Genomic DNA, 19,755 nt, shown 5'->3' with positions numbered 1-19,755 from the left:
GTTTTACACAAAATTTATTTAATTTACAAGTTTTCAAACTATAATACAAAATAATAATTTTACACCTTCTACGAATGCGCTCTATAATGTTAGAGAGAGAAAACAGAAAATATAGAAATTTAATTGGCATGTAAAATAGATTCATTTGAATAGGAGTGATTGGATGGAAGTGCAAATAGAAACATACCGCGCAGCTATGAATGGAACATTAGAACGTCATTTTTCAGATATGATTGCTGTTATACCAACTAAAATTACAATTGAACAGTTAAAACAGCGGCTAGAAACTATCTCTACTAAAGTTGATGAGTTGAAAATTGTTTATAGTGATGAGATAAGCCTTATTGTCGAGTTACATATGGATGAAAAAATCATACCGTATGAACTGCATATTGATGAGGCGAATGACCCAGAAGAATATAAAATGTACAATAGACAAGATTCTACAATCGTAGATCGTAATTTTGAAGATGCTGCTTATGGCACTGAAATTTTCACTCGTACGCTATTTGTAGGCGATGTGCTGGGCTGCTTTTTCCAGCAGTTACAGTTTCTATGGAACCTCGCCCCAGACTTGTTATTTGTAATCGATTCAAGTGCCGCAATGAAAGTGATATCTAGAAGCTATATTGAATATCACGTTGAAAATGAATTATTACCTGACATTCCTGACTTGTATGTTATTCATTCCGTTTATGAAGACGATAAAGAAGGTGAGCCTACGCAATATTGGTTTCATACACACGGCCTTTTAAGAGCAGGCGTAACAGAAATAGAATTAATTATTCCAAATCGTATTTCTTCCTATTACGGCATTGGTGATCTCTTTCAAACATTTGCTAATAATGCCGTTGAGAATGGACAAGTCCCTATGAATGAGCCTATCGTTATCGCGCATAGTCAGCAAGGTTCTATACATACAGTAGCTGTTCCATGGGAAAAAGGATTATCTTATATTGGGCATAAAACGAGTATGGATCAATTATCTTCAATCGAGGATGAAGAAGTGAAACTACAACCAATAGATGCACAAAACGTATTTCTTGGCGGGATGGATGACCGAGATGAATACCATCAATCTCCATCCGTTCTCTTATTCAAGTTTAATACTTCAGAAGAATATATTGAAAGTTTTTTCAAAGAACACGAGGAAGCTACAGGGCTCATGTTCTATAAAACAAATAGTGAAACTGATCGTATGGCTTATAATGCGAAGAATACTTTCGGGTATTTCAGCAACATTTTTCACATTGAACAATCAAATGAAGATTTTCGTTTCCTCGCTAAGTTTGGTGTCTCCTACGAAGAAGGAAAAAGTGAACATATGTGGTTTGAAATGCAAAACATTACCGAAGATTTCATTCAAGGAATACTCATTAATGAACCATATTTTATAGAAGATATGAGTGAAGGAAATAGTTATCATTTAGATTTTGATAACTTAACAGAGTGGGTTATTTATGCAGGAGATGCCGTTATAAAGCCAAATAACTTATATATGTTTATTGGCGAATAAGTATTTTATATAATAAACAAAACGCCTTCAATATAATTGAAGGCGTTTTGTTTGAAATATTTTAATGTGCGACTAATTTAGTCTCCATTACTTTCTCTAAATGAAATAACACACGTTTCGCCGCTAACTCACCTTGCTCAATACAAGCCGGAAGACCAGAACCAGCGTAAGAACTACCTGCCAAATACACACCTGGCAATTCTTCCTCCATAAATGTTGTGAGCTTTTTCATTCGCTCTTTATGGCCTACTGTATATTGAGGCATGGCTTCTTTCCAGCGGCTTACAATTGTAAACTCTGGATCCTCTGTAATATCCATTGTCTTTTGTAAGTCCTCTAATACGAGCTGTACAATTTCTTCGTCAGTTTGTTCAACAATCGCTTCATCACCTGGGCGTCCGACGTAACAGCGAAGAAGCGTTTTTCCTTCTGGCGTTGTATGTGGCCATTTTTTATGTGTCCACGTACACGCTGTAATTGTATAATCACTATTTCTTGATACGACAAATCCGGTACCATCAATATCACGCTGAATTGCAGACTTTGGGAAAGCAAGTGCCACGTTTGCAACTGATGTAGACGGAATGTTACGGAAGAAACGAAACTGCTTATACTGCGCAAACATAGATGGCAATACTTTATGCGGCGTCGCAACTACAATCGCGTCTGCTTCCATTTCTTTTCCGTTACTAAGCGTAATCGTATAACTATCACCAAGTTTTGCAACCTTTTCGATACGAGTTCCCTTCATTACCATATCATTAGGAATCTTCGTTTCAAGAGATTCTACTATAGATTCTAAACCCGTTTTCACAGTTTTAAAGATTCCTTTTTTCAATTCAGCCTTCTCTTGCTTTGGAGCGAGCGTACGCATACCGAGTGAAATACTACGGTGCTCCTGTTCAATTTGATAAATTTGAGGGAATGTTGACATTAAACTCATTTCATCAATATCCCCTGCATAAATACCAGATAATAATGGCTCAATTAAATTTTCAACAACTTCATTTCCAAGGCGATGCCTGAAAAACTGCCCGAGTGATTGATCAGAAACTGGTTTTGATCTAGGCATTAATAAATCAAAACCAGCTCTTAGTTTACCAATTGGGGAGAACAATCCGGAAAATAGAAACGGCGTAATTTGCGTTGGAATTCCCATCATTGAACCGCTCGGCATTTTATGTAACCGATTGTTTACGAGAACGAACGATTGACCGGCCTTATTATTTACAAGTTCAGCATCAAGTCCTAATTCTTTCACTAATTTAGCTGCGCTCTCTTTTCTTGCTAAGAAAGAATCAGGACCGCGTTCAATTGTAAATCCATCTTTTTGAACGGTTTGAATTTTCCCGCCAAGTTTACCAGACGCTTCTATAAGCAATGCATCTATCGGCAAGTTTTTTTCACGAATTTCTTTTTGTAAGTTATACATTGTTGTTAATCCTGTGATGCCACCGCCGATGATCACAACTTTTTTCCTCAAGTAAGCTCCCCCTTTCTACTTACATTACAGATTCTTTTTTCTTTAATACAACATCTGCTAAACAGTCGATAAATGCGTCCGACGCGTTAGGCATTTCGGGACGATAATATTTCGCGCCAATTTCATCCGTTACAACTTTACACTCAAAGTCATTGTCATATAAAACTTCTAAATGTTCCGCAACAAATCCAACTGGTGCATATACGAATGAATTGTAGCCGTACTTTTCATTTAATTCTCTCGTTAAATCTTGTACATCTGGACCAATCCAAGGATCTGGTGTATTTCCGGCACTTTGCCAGCCAACTGCATAATTTGCTACTTCAGCACCACGTGCAATATAGTCAGCTGTTTCGTTTAATTGATCCGGGTATGGATCGCCGAGTGCGATAATTTTTTCTGGTAAGCTATGTGCAGATACGATTAACACTGCTTTTTCACGTTCTGCTTCTGACATACCGTTATATATACCTTTCACTGCATCGACCCAATACTGAATAAATTTCGGTTCTTTATACCAGCTATCGATGCCGTGAATTGTTAAGTTTCCAAGTTTTTCTGCTTCTTCTTGCGCTCGTCCTACATAAGACTTCACGCTAAAAGTAGAATAGTGAGGTGCAAGAACGAGTGCAATTGCATCTTCTATTCCATCTTTATGCATAGCTTGTACTGCATCTTCAATGAACGGTTCAATATGTTTTAAACCAAGATACATGTGGTACTCTACTTCATCTTGCATTTCATTTAAACGCGTTTCTAACTTTTTAGCTTGCTCTAATGTAATAGTAGCTAAAGGAGAAATACCACCAATTGCACGGTAACGCCCTGTTAAATCTTCTAGCATTTCAGGACTTGGCTTTCTTCCTCTGCGAATATGTGTATAGTAACGTTCAATATCTTCTTCTTTATATGGCGTTCCGTATGCCATTACAAGCAAACCAATTTTCTTTTTCATACAGACAATCTCCTTTACTTCGCTAACTGTTCTTTAGAGTACTCATGAATAAATGTAGTTAAGCGTTTTAATGTATCTGGATTTACTTCTGGGAATACGCCGTGACCTAAGTTAAAGATATAACCTGGCTGCTTCATCCCCTGATCTAAAATACCTTTTACATGTTCTTCAATAACAGGCCAAGGTGCTAATAAGAATGAAGGATCCATATTTCCTTGTACCGCCTTGTGAACACCACGTGCGCGTGCTTCTTCAATCGGTAAGCGCCAATCTAAACCTACTACATCAAGCGGTAAGTCGTGCCATTCATTCACTAAATGTGCAGCACCTACGCCGTGCATAATCATTGGAACACCCACCTTACGAACTTCTGCAAAAATACGCTCCATCGCTGGTTTAATAAATATACGGTAATCCGCTACATTTACTGCTCCAACCCAAGAATCGAAAATTTGAACCGCTTTTACTCCTGCGTTAATTTGCGCTTTTAAATATGTAATAACCATATCTGCAAGCTTATCCATTAAAGCGAACCAAGCTTTCGGCTCTGCATACATAAACGCTTTCGTATTATGATAGTTACGAGAAGGACCGCCTTCAATCATATAGCTCGCTAACGTAAATGGAGCTCCTGAAAAACCGATTAACGGTACATCTAACATTTCTGTCGTTAATAAACGAATTGTATCTAGTATGTAAGGTACGTCATCTTCTGGATTGATTTCCCCTAATTTTTCTACGTCTTGTAAAGAACGGATTGGACTATCGATAACTGGACCAATGCCAGATTTAATTTCCACATCAACACCAATTGCAGGTAGTGGTGACATAATATCTTTATAAAGAATTGCTGCGTCTACGTTATATTGATCAACTGGCAACTTTGTAACGTAAGCGCACAACTCTGGATTATGTGTAATTTCAAATAAAGAATATTTCTCTTTTATCTTTCTATATTCCGGCTGTGAACGACCTGCTTGACGCATATACCATGCTGGTACATACTCTGTACGTTCCCCCCTACATGCTTTTAAAAATGTCTCATTTATAGTTCTTACCAAGACCCTAGCTCCCTTCCTTACCAATGCTTTTTCTTTAAATATGCTCTATTCCGATATTTATCTTTTTTTACTATACAGCTTGTAAAAACAAAATGCATAACATTATGTACGTTGTTCATTAAATTGACACAAACGTTCGTAAAAACGTTTACTATTTTCACAACATTCTTATTATAGCACAGAGAAAAACTACGGTTTAGCTACTTTTGACTTTTCTCCTTCACGGTTCGTTTGTGTGTTATATGGCACAACGTAAAAACTTGGTTTTGAGAATATATTAATAAACTTCTCCTCATATTTCCCTGTTCCTTTTGCCGTTCCAACGTGAGTATGAATTCCTTTTTCAACTTTATAAATCCGATACATAATTCGCTCATCAGGAAGCGGCGTCCAGCTTAGTTTCATTGCAAATAAACCGAAAGGACTAAATGCTAGTTTTGCTTCCACGTTTTGAATCTTATCTAAACGAATTGGCAGTCCAATTGTTTCAACACCTTTTGGCCTATGAAAACTCGCTTTATCTTGTATGTTTGCTTTCGTTAAAATCTTTTTAAATAACATCGTTGCAGATGCATTTCCATCTTGTAATTGATGCTCTTTATCGGTGCGGTCATAGCCAATCCAAACTGCACCTACTAAATTCGGTGTATATCCAACGAACCACATATCACGCGCACCATTGTCATCATTCGGCAATGAAGTTGTGCCTGTTTTTCCAGCTAAAGCTCCATTATATACGCCAGCTTTCGCCGTACCTTCTTTCACAACTCCTTCAAGCATCTTTGTCATATACCATGCCGTTTGCTTCGAAAAGACTTTCGTTTCAGCTTTTGATGATTCTCCAATGACCGCCCCGTGTCTATTTAATACTTTATCGATAACGTGCGGTTCGATAATATTCCCGTTTGCTAAAAAAGATCGGTACATTTTGACAAGATCAAATGGAGACACACCATTTTTCAGCCCGCCAAGTGCTGTGCTTAAACCTGAGTCTGCAATATGAACATTCCCTTTCTCTAAATATTGCTTTCCCTCATCTACCCCTAATTCATTTAATAAAGATACAGCTGGCACATTTGCTGATTCTAATACCGCATCGTACATCGTCATCTCTTTCGTATACTCATGATTATAATTTCGAGGTTCATAACCTTCAAACGAACTTTTTTCATTCGTTAATAAAGAATATGGATTATATTTCTTCGTCTCAAGTGCAGGTCCATATACGATAAGCGGCTTTAAAACAGAACCAGGCTGCCGCTTTGCAAAAACGCGATTAAGCCCTCTCGGAACATATTCTCTTCCGCCAATCGCGGCTTTAATTCCGCCAGTCTGATTATCCATTAATAAAAATGCACCTTGCGCCCCGTTTTCTTTACCAGGGAAATTTCTCGCATCTTGAAACTGGTTATATGCTACCTTTTGAACTTTTTCATCCATCGGTACGACAAACGTATATCCTCCGCGCAGTACTTCTTGATGCGATAAACCATATAAACGCGCCGCTTCATCTATAACCATATCGATATACGGCATATATGCGAGTTCACGTTCATCTGAATTTTTATAAAGAGCGATTGTTTTCCCTTGGTAACGAACACTATCTTCCGCTGTTAAATAGCCTTGTTTATGCATAAGTGACAAAACAAGATCACGGCGCCCCTTACTCTTTTCTAGGGATAAGTACGGTGAATAGCCATTTGGCGCTTTCGGAAGCCCTGCAAGCATAGCTCCCTCTTCCACTGTTAAATCTTCTACATTTTTATTAAAATACAACTTTGCTGCCGCTTGAATACCATATGCCCCATGACCGAAATAAATATGGTTCATATACATTTCAAGAATTTGCTGCTTCGTATATTTTTGCTCTAATTGAAGAGAAATTGCGACCTCTTTCAATTTGCGCGTAAATGTTTTTTCGCGAGTTAAAAAGACGTTTTTAGCCAGTTGCTGCGTAATCGTACTACCGCCTTCTACCTTCTCTCCAGCTAACGCGTCTTTATAAAGCGCCCGAAATATAGAAGGGTAATCAATTCCTTGATGCTCATAAAAGCGAGAATCTTCCACAGCAATAAATGCTTGCTGCACGTACTTTGGAATTTCTTCAATCGGCACGAGCTCTCTATTTTCTACATATAACTTCGTAATTTCTTTTCCTTTCTGGTCAACGATACGTGATGAAGAGTGGAAAACAAGCTGCTTTTCATCCATCATATAGCCACCAGTTAACACAATAAGTTTATAGAGTACAATCGCTACTACGAACGTTGCTACCCCGCCTAATAAAGTCCACTTTGCTTTCTTCATACATCGGCCTTCTTTCCAAATGATGGTACATTTATTATTTGAAAAAGAAGTATCTTTATGTATATAATCTTCGAAGTTTTTTAAGAGAATTGATATAATAGAGACAAACCATAAAGGGGGCATTAAAATGAAGGCTATTATTTCATACGAAACACCTCTAGAACAAGCACATTTCACTGCAAAAAATAACGAAAAAGATATGTTTTATAAAGAAAATACTGAAGAATCTGTAGAATCAACACTTCAGTATGACGTATTAGACGCTGTTGGAGAATTTAAAGGACAATCTGGCTACATCGTTTGTAACAACATTTCTGTAACAGACGAAGGTCGCCCTGTATTTGAAAACCGTTTTAAAAACCGTGCTGGTCTAATCGAAAATGAGCCTGGCTTCCAAGCAATCCGTGTTCTTCGCCCATTAAGTAATGATACATATGTCATCTTAACGATGTGGGAAACTGAGCAAAACTTTAAAGACTGGACAGAATCACGTTCATTCGAAAACGCTCATAAAAAACGCCCTGCACAAGCAGAAGGACAAGGACAAGCACAAGCGCATCCACATGCAGAACAGCAAAAAAGCATTTTCTCTCGCCCGTCGTTCGTGACTACTTTTGATGTGTTAGTTTAATTTTCGGAGTTCGGAGTCAGCGGTATGTGAAATTATATCGGCGATTTTTCGAATATATCGGCGCAACTCGAAATATATCGACTTATCGACAAATGACGACACACAAAAAAGGAAACACCATTACACACCGGTGTTTCCTTTTTCTTTATACCAATTATATATGCGAAGCGCGTCTTCTTTTCGCATATGCTTCACTTCATAACCATGTCCCGCCACCGCTACAGCAGCTGTACATAACTCGTCTTTCTTTTGAAAATAAGATTGATTGTATCCGACCACTTGAATATGCCTTCTTCGCATGATCCCTGTATATTTCGCGAGACCTCGGTGCACCATTACTAACTGATTGTCTCGTATCATATATCCACCACTTTTATATCTAGCGTATGCAAGTATTGTAAATACAATAAATAGCGGTATAAGAACGAACAACGCAGTATGTTGTTTAAAATATATACTCGCACCAGTGATTGGCACAGCGAGCACAGCACTTGTAATCCAGCCCATTACGACGTAACGGCGTAATGCAGCCTTCGGTAAATGAACGATTTCCTCTTCTATTTCATACGGCAACTGTAAATAGGCAAGTAGCTGCTGTACATCTTTTTTCTTCATAAAAGGATGTAACATCACTTCATTCCCTGCCGCTTCTATACTTTGAATGACTTCCACTTCGACAGAGCAATAACCGAAAGGCTGGCGGAGAATTCCTTCTTTCACAGTAATTGCTTGAATGCGGTGTAATTTTAACACAAACTCTTTCTTATCAAATAACCCTTGCACAATACGAATTTCATTTCCGTTTCGCTCTATTTTAAAGTTCGCATATTTTAGCGCATAACCAGCTGTCGAAACGACCCACGAAACCGCCATTAAAATCGCGGCCATAACGATTAATTCATATACACCGTTATCCATCACATACGCTTCCACTTTATTTATGAGCCATTCTGGAAGAAATTGATTAAACTCTGTGTAAATAAGAAGTAATCCAGAAAACACTAATCCGAATCTACCAGACGTAATGGAAGCTACTAAAATCTCTTTCATCGTTAACTGATAAATCGTCTTACTTTCTTCTGCCATGGGTACTTCTTCACTCGCAGTGCTTCTTTTTTTATTTAATAAGGCAATCAGTTCCTTCGCTTCATCTTCTTTAATACCAGCTAACATCAATTCCGGCTCACTACCGCCGCCCGCTACTTCTATATTTAATTTCGTAAGCCCAAGCATTTGATAAATGACATTAGAAGATGTACTAATGTTTTGCACACGGTCTTTATTTAAATAACTTTCCTTCTTTACAAAAACACCGTGTTTTATATGTAAAATATTATTTTCAACCCAGTACACTTTGAAATACCATTTTATAGCTGAAAATATCGTCATAATGAATATAATAAACAAAATGAAAAGATAAAATAAATACCAGGGTTTCACTTGTTCTTCAGGTTTAAACATAACAAGGATAATAAGTGGAAATAAACTAGAAATCCTAATACCTAACAATATCGTGATCGGATGTTGCCTCTTATACACCCTCATCACTCACTTTCGCAAGCTCTCCAATTTGTCTTTTCAGCTGCTCTGCTTCTTCTTTCGTTAAACCTGGAATACTATGAGAAGTTGCCGCTGTTGAAATATGTAATTCTGCTAAATTATACTTTCTCATAATTGGTCCTTGCTCAATCGTTACGTGCTGCACGCGAATCATCGGAATAAGTACGCGTTTTACAACGAACATTCCCTTTTGAATCTCAATCTCTTCTTCATTTAATCTGTAACTATAATAACGTTGACGTAAATTTGGAAATACAAAATAGTCGAGTGGTATGTATATAACTGCTCCTGTCACTAACAATCCAAACAACCAGCCCCACCAGTTAAAGTTAATCATAAAAAAGAAATACGCAATTACGACTGCTAGTATAACTGCCGCCCCAATTAAAGCATGAATTCTCCACACTTTTAGCATATTAGAATGAATCTCCCTCTCTAACGGCTGCATCTCATCACTCCAATTATATGAATTTATTAATTATATATTAGTTGTTATATACAGTTTTGTAAAATTATAGTTCCTTACATTGTGTCGAGCATTTCTTTAAAATTCCCTTCATTAATGGAATACACTTGAAACTGAATGTAATCTATTTCATTCGTATTAGGACGAGCAAATGGCAAAATATTAAATTTAGAAGCTGATCTTCCTAACATATCTATAATCATTAGAGAAACGTCAATATATTCGAAGTCTACACGGAATACTACTGCTTCTCCCGTAAATTCATAATCTTTAATCGCGTCATAAGACTTATTCGCACTAATTAACATCACTTTTAATAGTTGGTTTAAATTTTCTGGCTTAAAATTAATCATGGACACAACTCCTTTTCTTAATAAAACACTACGAAAATAGTGTAATCTTTTACTTTCATAGCCTCACACATTCATTATATTAAAAATAAAGCTAGTTTTTTATAATTTTTTTGATATAATTACTTACGGGAAAAGGGAAGACATTTATCTTCCCTTGTGTTTTTATTTGCATCTAGTACTTTTGCTAGATGCTTTTTTTTATGCTAAACAAACTTAAAAAGGTATCCTCAAATACTTTGAGGATACCTTTTTATCGATTTAGTGTATTTCAACAATTGTACCATCTTCAAATACTTTGAATACGCCAGTAAATCCTGGTCCAGCTGCGCCTTCTATTTTATATGTCGTACGCACTCTAATTTGATAATATTTCTTTCCATTTTCTACTTGCGTATTCTCTAGTGTGTAATCATATTCTTCTTTATATTCATTTTTGATATATTCTTTAGCTTTCTCAAAAGTAAATGCATCTTGATTCTTTCCTGTCTCTACCTTTTTGGGCTTCTCTGCCGTTACCTTTTCATTCTTTTCTGTTTCTACTTTTTGCGACTTCTCTGTCGTTACCTTTTCATTCTTTTCTGCCTCTACCTTTTTGGGCTGCTCTGTTGTTACCTTTTCATTCTTTTCTGCCTCTATTTTTTGGGGCTTCTCTGTCGTTACCTTCTGATTCGTTACTACATTTGTTTTTTGTGCCTTCGTTGCTTCACTCTTTGCATTTTTTTCTTCTTCATCAATTTTAGTGATTAATCCTAAAGCCGTTTTATTATATTCTTCAAGGTTCTTGTTATCTTTTGTTTCTGAAACTACCTTATTTAACATCTCTTTCGCTTCTGCATAATTTTTCTTACTTATTAACTCTTCGCTTTTTGCCAGTTGCTCTTCATACTTCTTTTTTTGTTCTAAGATCGCTACTAATGCTGTTCGTTCTTCCTTGGCTTGTTTTATAAGCGTATTATTTCCATTCTTCATGTTCTCTACTTTTCCAAATGACTTGATTGATTCTTCTACCTTTGTTTCTTCTTTTAACTTCACTGCTTCAATCATTACTTTCGTTTGTTCTACAAGCACTGTTGCATCTGAATCATCTTTTTTCTCATCTAATGCTCGTTCAAATGATGATAAAGCATTTTTATATTCTTTATTCGTTAACGCGGTCTTCCCTTCATCCATTGCTTTGTCAAAATCCCCATTACTACATCCAGCTAGCATTAAAAACGTAAGTCCAATTACCGTTAATAACTTTCTCATTTTCTCTCCCCCTATATATACCTAAAACAATAACATCATATGTATAAAAGTCTGTGTAGTAATTAGACTGAAAGTAAATATGTACTGTACATTTCATTTACTATCATTACTTAAAACTCCTAAATAGTTGGTAGTTGGTTTTCTTCTTCTTTTAAGACAGAAAGGAATTTTAATAAAGCCCTTACTCAGAATCTTTACTACACACACTCTTATACACATAGAAAAATCATTTTTCGTTTATAGTTTGCTATTTCTTCAGCTTTAAATATTCTCAGCTAATTGGAATACAAACTATAATATGTAACATACCGAAAAGCAACAGAAAACAAACCGTAACAAAAGTCACAATTCGTAACTCTCTTGTAACACAAATGTAACATAAAGGTTTTAAACATACAATAGTTTTTTTACATTATTTTCCCCCTCTACATTTTAAGATCCAATAAGATTCCAACCCTAATTTCATCTCCCACCTACTATTGGACTATCGCTCTTCAAACGCTTTAAGAACGGGACTTATTTCCTAAATCATTAAAATTAATTACATAGATTGCTCTTTTTTCAACAAAACACTACGAAAACGTATAACCTTTTCCTTCCATACCTTTACACATCAAATATATATAATAAAGCTAGTTTTTATACTTTTTTTGAAATAAGCACATTCGTGAAGCGGGAAGACATTTATCTTCCCTTGTGTTTTTTATTTGCAGCTAATTCTTTTGCTAGATGCTTTTTTTTATGCCAAATAAAGATAAAAAAGGTATCCTCAAATACTTTGAGGATACCTTTTCACTTTTATTATCTTTGCTGTTTTCTACCTAATACGAGTAATCCAAAACTCATCATTACAAGAAGTGCTCCCATATATGGTTCCACAGGCATTTTCTGCCCTGTCTTCGGTAATTCTTTTTCAGGCTTCTCTGGATTCGTTGTTCCAGGTTTCTCTGGATCTGTTGTTCCAGGCTTCTCTGGATCTGTTGTTTCCGGTTTTTCTGGATCTGTTGTTCCAGGTTTCTCTGGATCTGTTGTTCCAGGCTTCTCTGGATCTGTTGTTTCCGGTTTTTCTGGATCTGGTTTTTCCGGTTTCTCTGGATCTGGTTTTTCTGGACCTGGTGGTGCTAAATGACTCAATTCGTTTAATACTTCTAATTGAACTGAATTTATCATTCCTTTTGTGATTTCAAATGGAATTGGATTAGTTAATTTTTCATATCCTTTTGGTGCTTCTACTTCTACAAGTGTGTAGTTACCTACAGATAGATCTGAGACTTTTGCTTTTCCTTCTTTATCTGTTGTTACTCTCGCTACTACTTTACCTTTTTCATCATGAACTTCAAACACAGCTCCTGATAATATATTCTTGCTTTCAGCAGCCATTTTTGTAATTTCCACTGAACCTTTATCTAACTGTTCATTCTCTACTTTCAATGATAAAACTTTCGTCATACCTTTTGTAATTTCGAATGATACTGGTTCTGTTAGTTCTTTGTAACCTGGTAAGCTTTCTTTCTCTACTAATTTGTACTTTCCTACAGATAAATCTGAAATTGTTGCTTTTCCTTCTTTATCTGTCGTTACTTCTGTTACTAATTTTCCTTGCTCATCTTGCACTTCAAACACTACGCCTGCTAATGCTTTTTGGCTCTCTTTATCTACTTTTGTAATTTCTACATTTCCCTTGTCTAACATTTCGTTTTCTACTGTTAAAGTAAGAGATTTTGTCATACCTTTTTCAATTTGGAAAGTAATCGGATCTACTAATTGCTTATATCCTTTTGGTGCTTTTACTTCTACTAACTTGTATGTTCCAACTGATAAATTAGTAACTTGTGCGTGTCCTTTTTTATCTGTCGTTATTTTAGCGACTACTTGTCCTGCTTCGTCTTGAATCTCAAATACGGCATCAGCTAAAGCATCTTTATTTTCTTTGTCTACTTTTGTAATTTCTACATTTCCTGTATCCACTAATTCATTTTCGACAGTTAATTGTAATGCTGTAACTCTACCTTTTTCAATTTCGAATAAAATTGGTTTTTCTAGTGGTTTGTATCCGGCTGGTGTTTCTACCTCCACCAACTCATACTTTCCAATAGATAAATCTGAAACGTTTGCCTTTCCATCTTTATCCGTTTTTACTTTTGTTACTACTTTCCTTTTTGAATCACGTACTTCAAACACAACACCTTCTAATGGTGCTTTACTATCTTTGTCTATTTTTGTGATTTCAACATTCCCCGTATCCACCATTTCGTTTTCTACAGTGAACGCTAGAGATTTTGTCATACCTTTTTTAATTTCAAATGGTACCGGCTTTTCTAATTTTTTGTATCCTGGTAAGCTCTCTACTTCTACCAGCTTGTACTTTCCTACAGATAAGTCTGAAACGTTTGCTTTTCCTTCCTTATCTGTTGTTACTTTTGTTACTACTTTGCCAGTTTCGTCTTGAACTTCGAAGACTACACCTGCTAACAATACCTTATTATCTTTATCTATCTTCGTTATCTCTACATTTCCCGTATCTACCATTTCATTTTCTATTTTTAATGATAGAACTTCTGTCATACCTTTTTTGATTTCAAATGATACTGGTTCTGTTAACTTCTTGTAACCTGGTAAGCCTGCTTTTTCTACTAATTTGTACTTGCCTACAGATAAGTCTGAGACTTTTGCTTTTCCGTCTTTATCTGTCGTTACTTCAGTTACTACTTTACCTTGCTCATCTTGTACTTCGAAGACTACACCTTCTAATACTTTTTGGCTGTCTTTATCTACTTTTTTAATTTCTACTGAGCCTTTATCTAACTGCTCATTTTCTACTTTCATTGATAGGACTGTCGTCATACCTTTTTTAATTTCGAATGATACTGGTTCTGTTAATTTTTTGTATCCTGGTAAGCCTACTTTTTCTACTAATTTGTACTTTCCTACAGATAAGTCTGAGATTTTTGCTTTTCCTTCTTTATCTGTCGTTACTTCTGTTACTACTTTTCCTTGCTCATCTTGCACTTCGAAGACTACGCCTTCTAATACTTTTTGACTGTCTTTATCTACTTTTGTAATTTCTACTGAGCCTTTATCTAGCAGTTCGTTCTCTACTTTTATTGATAAAACTTCCGTCATACCTTTTTTAATTTCGAACGATACTGGTTTTGCTAGTTTTTTATATCCTGGTAAGCTTTCTACCTCTACTAGCTTATATTTCCCTACTGATAAATTTGAAACGTTTGCTTTTCCATCTTTATCTGTTGTTACTTTTGTTACTACTTTATCTTTTTCATCTTGCACTTCGAAGGTTACGCCCGCTAATACTGCGCCACTTTCTTTGTCCACTTTTGTAATTTCTACTGATCCTTTGTCTAACATTTCGTTTTCTACTGTTAAAGTAAGAGATTTTGTCATGCCTTTTTTAATTTCGAACGATACTGGCTCTGTTAGTTTTTTGTAACCTGGTAAGCCTGCTTTTTCTACTAATTTGTACTTGCCTACAGATAAGTCTGAGACTTTTGCTTTTCCGTCTTTATCTGTCGTTACTTCTGTTACTACTTTACCTTGCTCATCTTGTACTTCAAAGACTACGCCCGCTAATACTTTTTGGCTGTCTTTATCTACTTTTGTAATTTCTACTGAGCCTTTATCTAACTGCTCATTTTCTACTTTCATTGATAGGACTGTCGTCATACCTTTTGTAATTTCGAATGATACTGGTTCTGTTAATTTTTTGTATCCTGGTAAGCCTGCTTTTTCTACTAATTTGTATTTTCCTACAGATAAGTCTGAGATTTTTGCTTTTCCTTCTTTATCTGTCGTTACTTCTGTTACTACTTTTCCTTGCTCATCTTGTACTTCGAAGACTACGCCTTCTAATACTTTTTGACTGTCTTTATCTACTTTTGTAATTTCTACTGAACCTTTATCTAACTTTTCGTTCTCTACTTTCAATGATAGGACTTCTGTCATACCTTTTTTAATTTCGAACGATACTGGTTTCGCTAGTTTTTTGTATCCTGGTAAGCTTTCTACCTCTACTAGCTTATATTTCCCTACTGATAAATCTGAAATTGTTGCTTTTCCATCCTTATCTGTTGTTACTTTTGTTACTACTTTATCTTTTTCATCTTGCACTTCGAAAATTACGCCCGCTAATACTGCGCTACTTTCTTTGTCCACTTTTGTAATTTCTACTGAACCTTTATCTAACAGTTCGTTCTCTACTTTCAATGATAAAACTTTCGTCATACCTTTTTTAATTTCGAACGATACTGGCTCTGTTAGTTTTTTGTATCCCGGTAAGCCTGCTTTTTCTACTAATTTGTACTTTCCTACAGATAAGTCTGAGACGTTTGCTTTTCCATCTTTATCTGTCGTTACTTCTGTTACTACTTTTCCTTGCTCATCTTGCACTTCAAACACTACGCCTGCTAATGCTTTTTGGCTCTCTTTATCTACTTTTGTAATTTCTACATTACCCTTGTCTAACATTTCGTTTTCTACTGTTAAAGCAAGAGATTTTGTCATACCTTTTTCAATTTGGAAAGTAATAGGATCTACTAATTGCTTATATCCTTTTGGTGCATTTACCTCTACCAACTTGTATGTTCCAACTGATAAATTAGTAACCTGTGCGTGCCCTTTTTTATCTGTCGTTATTTTAGCGACTACTTGTCCTGCTTCGTCTTGAATCTCAAATACGGCATCAGCTAAAGCATCTTTATTTTCTTTGTCTACTTTTGTAATTTCTACATTTCCTGTATCCACTAATTCATTTTCGACAGTTAATTGTAATGCTGTAACTCTACCTTTTTCAATCTCGAATGAAATTGGTTTTTCTAACGGTTTGTATCCTGCTGGTGTTTCTACTTCTACCAACTCATACTTTCCAATAGATAAATCTGAAACATTTGCTTTTCCATCTTTATCCGTTGTTACTTTAGTAACTACTTTACCTTTTGAATCACGTACTTCAAACACAACACCTTCTAATGGTGCTTTACTATCTTTGTCTATTTTCGTGATTTCAACATTCCCCGTATCCACCATTTCGTTTTCTACAGTAAATGTTAAAGACTTCGTCATACCCTTTTTAATTTCAAATGATACTGGTTTTTCTAACTTTTTATAACCAGGTAAACTTTCTACCTCTACTAATTCATACTTTCCTACAGGCAAATCTGAAACATTTGCTTTTCCATCTTTATCTGTCGTTACTTTTTTCACCTCATTGCCCTTTTCATCTTGGACAACAAACGTTACTCCCGCTAACGGTGCCTTATTATCTTTATCTATCTTTGTGATTTCTACATTTCCCGTATCTACCATTTCATTTTCTATTTTTAATGATAGTACCTCAATCATGCCTTTTTTGATTTCAAATGATAATGGCTCTGTTAGTTTCTTATAGCCTGGTAAACTTTCTACTTCTACTAGTTTGTACTTTCCTACTGATAGGTCTGCAATTTTTGCTTTTCCATTTTTATCTGTTGTTAATTTCTTTATTACTTTTCCAGCTTCATCTTGCACTTCGAAGACTACACCTTCTAATGCTTTTTGACTGTCTTTATCTACTTTTGTAATTTCTACTGAACCTTTGTCTAACTGCTCATTTTCTACTTTCAATGATAAGACTTCTGTCATACCTTTTTTAATTTCGAATGATACTGGCTCTGTTAGTTTTTTGTAACCTGGTAAGCTTTCCGTCTCTACTAATTTGTATTTTCCTACTGATAAGTCTGAGACATTTGCTTTTCCATCTTTATTTGTCGTTACTTTTTTCACCACTTTGCCTTTTTCATCTTGCACTTCGAAGACTACGCCTGCTAATGCTTTTTGGCTGTCTTTATCTACTTTTGTAATTTCTACTGAGCCTTTGTCTAATTGCTCATTTTCTACTTTCAATGATAAAACTTCTGTCATACCTTTTTTAATTTCAAATGATACTGGCTCTGTTAGTTTTTTGTAACCTGGTAAGCTTTTCGTCTCTACTAATTTGTAATTTCCTACTGATAGATCTGAAACGTTTGCTTTTCCATCTTTATCTGTTGTTACTTTTCTTACTACTTCACCTTTCTCATCTTGGACTTCAAATTCGACACCCGCTAATACTGCGCCGCTTTCTTTGTCCACTTTTGTAATTTCTACATTACCTTTGTCTACCATTGCATTTTCTACTGTTATTGGGAATATGCCGTCCCCTGTTACATTTACTTCGAACTCTTTTTCTTTTAATTGGTATCCTTCGGGCGCTTTCGTTTCTTTTAAAATATATTTTCCTGGTGCTAACGGTTTAGAAATTGCCTTACCGTCTTTATCTGTAATAATATGTTCAACTACTACACCGTCTTTTACTACATCAAACTCTGCATTTGCTAACGCTTTACCACCATTTTCCGAATCAATTTTCTTTAATTCAATTTGACCCTTTTGCATGGTATTTTTAATTTCAATTGTTTTTGTTTCTCCAGCTTGAAGTGTAACCTCTACCGGACTTGTTAATTTTTGATATCCTTCAGGTGCTACTTTTTCATAAATTTTATACGTTCCAGGTGCTAAAGTTTGAGGGGCTGAAAAACCTTTTTTGCCTGTTTTCAGTACTGCAACAACCTTATCCTCACTATTTCGAACTTCAAATTCGGCACCTGTTAACTCTTTATTCGGATCCTCAGCATCTATTTTATGAATAGCTACTGTACCGTCTTTTGGAGGTTCAGGCGGCGTAACCGTTACTTCATTTGATGTTAATTTCTTATCATCAAAATGTAATTCTGCTTTATTAGGAATCTTCTTATCTACGTAAGAAGATAAGTCTGCATCAGCTTTAATTTTCGCCTTAATATTCAAGTTAATTATCTGGTCCTCATATGACTTATAGTCAAAACTCTCACCGAACGTAAATATTACTTCACTTTTTTGTTTATCTATCTTTAGTGTTCCTTTAGAAGTAATATCTTGGCCATTTTGATCATACACTTTTGCCTCTAATACTTCTAATACATCTTCTAAATCATCACTAATTACCATAGATGTGTATTTAGGAGGATCGTTTGGTATATGTGTACCAACTTGATATTGAATAGGTTGATCCATTTGCGCTAACTGCTGATTCTCTACAAGCTTACCATTCTCATCAACTATATTCTTTTCAATACTAGGTGGATTATCGTCGCCTGAACCGGTTCCTCCCCCACCACTTACGAATACTTCTCCTACTTTTTCTTCAGTTTTAATATTTTTTCCTTCTAATTTCACTGTATTTTTATGAGGCTTTGCAGCAGGATTTGTAACCTTTGTTTTATATCTTAAAATATAGCCTTTTGAACTGTCTGGAAATTCAATTGTAAATCCAGCCTTCGTTGCATTTATTTTAATGTTAGATAAATCTGCTGGCTTAATATTTGTTGGTGCATAACCATCTTCAAATACAGCCTCTTCTAATACTACGCTGTCTGTAATTAACTCATGCCCAGGTCCTAATGTATCAGTTAATTTCAGATCTTGCATTTCTGTTCCAGTTGCATTTACATATACAAGCCAATCAGCAATGGACGGATCTTCTTGATTATAAGAACCCCATTTCAATAGGTTATCTGTATTGGGCTGCGGCTTCGGCCTCTCTGTCGTATTACTTACATTTACTTCTTTATTTACGATTTGACCATCAACGTTAAATTCTAATGGGATTTTTTGGACACCATCATATGCTTCTAGACCAAAGTAAAATTCTACGAATAAAGAACCTTTAACGTTATTCTTTCCTTCTACATAATCACCCATAGTACACGTTAATAGACCCTTTTTCATCTCACATGTACCAACTGTTTTGCCTTCAGCATCTTTTAAAGGAAAACTCATATTCATAAGATCTTTTCTAAATTCTTTTGGCATATCAATTGTGAATTTATCTCCACTTTTTATTTGCTCTTTAGCTGACCACTTCACTTCTACTTTCATACCATCTGAGGCCTGATATGGTTCAGATGTTGTGCCATCAGTACGAGAAATATTAATCTCGTCCACTGGATTTTTTATCACAGCGGCTTGAATAACTGGAGCCCATACATTCAGCACTGAAAATAATACTAGAAAAACTAATGAAACCATTGAAATGTGCCTTTTAGTACTTTTCTTTTGCATAATTCCCTCCTGATTTTTTATATTTATATAACAAAAAAAGACCGT

11 protein-coding genes are annotated in these 19,755 nt (G+C 35.6%); 2 read left to right on the top strand and 9 right to left on the bottom strand.

Annotation, left to right across the window (positions count from 1 at the left end; genetic code table 11):
- Window positions 1–163 precede the first annotated feature (163 nt).
- Window positions 164–1,516, top strand: a complete 1,353-nt coding sequence (locus MKY90_RS05420; protein WP_002125811.1) for a DUF4026 domain-containing protein — start codon at window positions 164–166, stop codon at window positions 1,514–1,516.
- Between the two features lie 61 nt (window positions 1,517–1,577).
- Here MKY90_RS05420 and hemY read toward each other — a convergent pair whose 3' ends face one another.
- From hemY to MKY90_RS05400, 4 genes are all read right to left on the bottom strand, one after another.
- Window positions 1,578–2,999, bottom strand: a complete 1,422-nt coding sequence (gene hemY / locus MKY90_RS05415; protein ID WP_033706504.1) for a protoporphyrinogen oxidase — start codon at window positions 2,997–2,999, stop codon at window positions 1,578–1,580.
- A gap of 19 nt (window positions 3,000–3,018) precedes the next feature.
- On the bottom strand, window positions 3,019–3,954 hold the full coding sequence (gene hemH / locus MKY90_RS05410; protein ID WP_002125808.1) for a ferrochelatase: 936 nt from the start codon (window positions 3,952–3,954) through the stop codon (window positions 3,019–3,021).
- A gap of 14 nt (window positions 3,955–3,968) precedes the next feature.
- Window positions 3,969–5,015 (bottom strand): uroporphyrinogen decarboxylase, encoded by a 1,047-nt coding sequence (hemE, locus tag MKY90_RS05405; protein WP_016101582.1) that lies wholly within the window; start codon window positions 5,013–5,015, stop codon window positions 3,969–3,971.
- Between the two features lie 189 nt (window positions 5,016–5,204).
- Entirely contained in the window at window positions 5,205–7,322 is a 2,118-nt protein-coding gene (locus tag MKY90_RS05400; protein ID WP_002011154.1) for a transglycosylase domain-containing protein, read from the bottom strand.
- 127 nt (window positions 7,323–7,449) lie between these two features.
- Between MKY90_RS05400 and hmoB the strand changes: the two genes are divergently transcribed.
- A complete protein-coding gene (gene hmoB, locus MKY90_RS05395; RefSeq protein ID WP_215588802.1) occupies window positions 7,450–7,953 on the top strand; it encodes a heme-degrading monooxygenase HmoB in 504 nt (167 codons plus the stop codon).
- 120 nt (window positions 7,954–8,073) lie between these two features.
- Here hmoB and MKY90_RS05390 read toward each other — a convergent pair whose 3' ends face one another.
- The 5 genes from MKY90_RS05390 to MKY90_RS05370 form a co-directional block, all read right to left on the bottom strand.
- On the bottom strand, window positions 8,074–9,492 hold the full coding sequence (locus MKY90_RS05390) for a PH domain-containing protein (protein WP_341090681.1): 1,419 nt from the start codon (window positions 9,490–9,492) through the stop codon (window positions 8,074–8,076).
- The gene (locus tag MKY90_RS05385; protein ID WP_002186468.1) at window positions 9,485–9,961 is read right to left on the bottom strand and encodes a PH domain-containing protein; all 477 of its coding nucleotides are present in this window, start codon (window positions 9,959–9,961) and stop codon (window positions 9,485–9,487) included. The genes MKY90_RS05390 and MKY90_RS05385 overlap by 8 nt, the downstream gene beginning before the upstream one ends.
- 74 nt (window positions 9,962–10,035) lie before the next feature.
- Window positions 10,036–10,332: a protoporphyrinogen oxidase gene (locus MKY90_RS05380; protein ID WP_341090678.1), complete on the bottom strand. Its 297-nt coding sequence runs from the start codon at window positions 10,330–10,332 to the stop codon at window positions 10,036–10,038.
- Window positions 10,333–10,590: 258 nt separating this feature from the next.
- Window positions 10,591–11,580, bottom strand: coding sequence for a hypothetical protein (locus tag MKY90_RS05375; RefSeq protein ID WP_341090676.1), 990 nt, complete (start codon window positions 11,578–11,580; stop codon window positions 10,591–10,593).
- A gap of 801 nt (window positions 11,581–12,381) precedes the next feature.
- Window positions 12,382–19,710, bottom strand: a complete 7,329-nt coding sequence (locus MKY90_RS05370; RefSeq protein ID WP_341090674.1) for a SpaA isopeptide-forming pilin-related protein — start codon at window positions 19,708–19,710, stop codon at window positions 12,382–12,384.
- Between the last annotated feature and the right edge of the window lie 45 nt (window positions 19,711–19,755).

This window comes from Bacillus sp. FSL P2-0099 (genome assembly GCF_038007445.1).
Lineage (GTDB): Bacteria > Bacillota > Bacilli > Bacillales > Bacillaceae_G > Bacillus_A > Bacillus_A mycoides.
The sequence above is the reverse complement of the archived record's forward strand: the minus strand, read 5'-3'. Positions and strand labels throughout refer to the sequence as shown.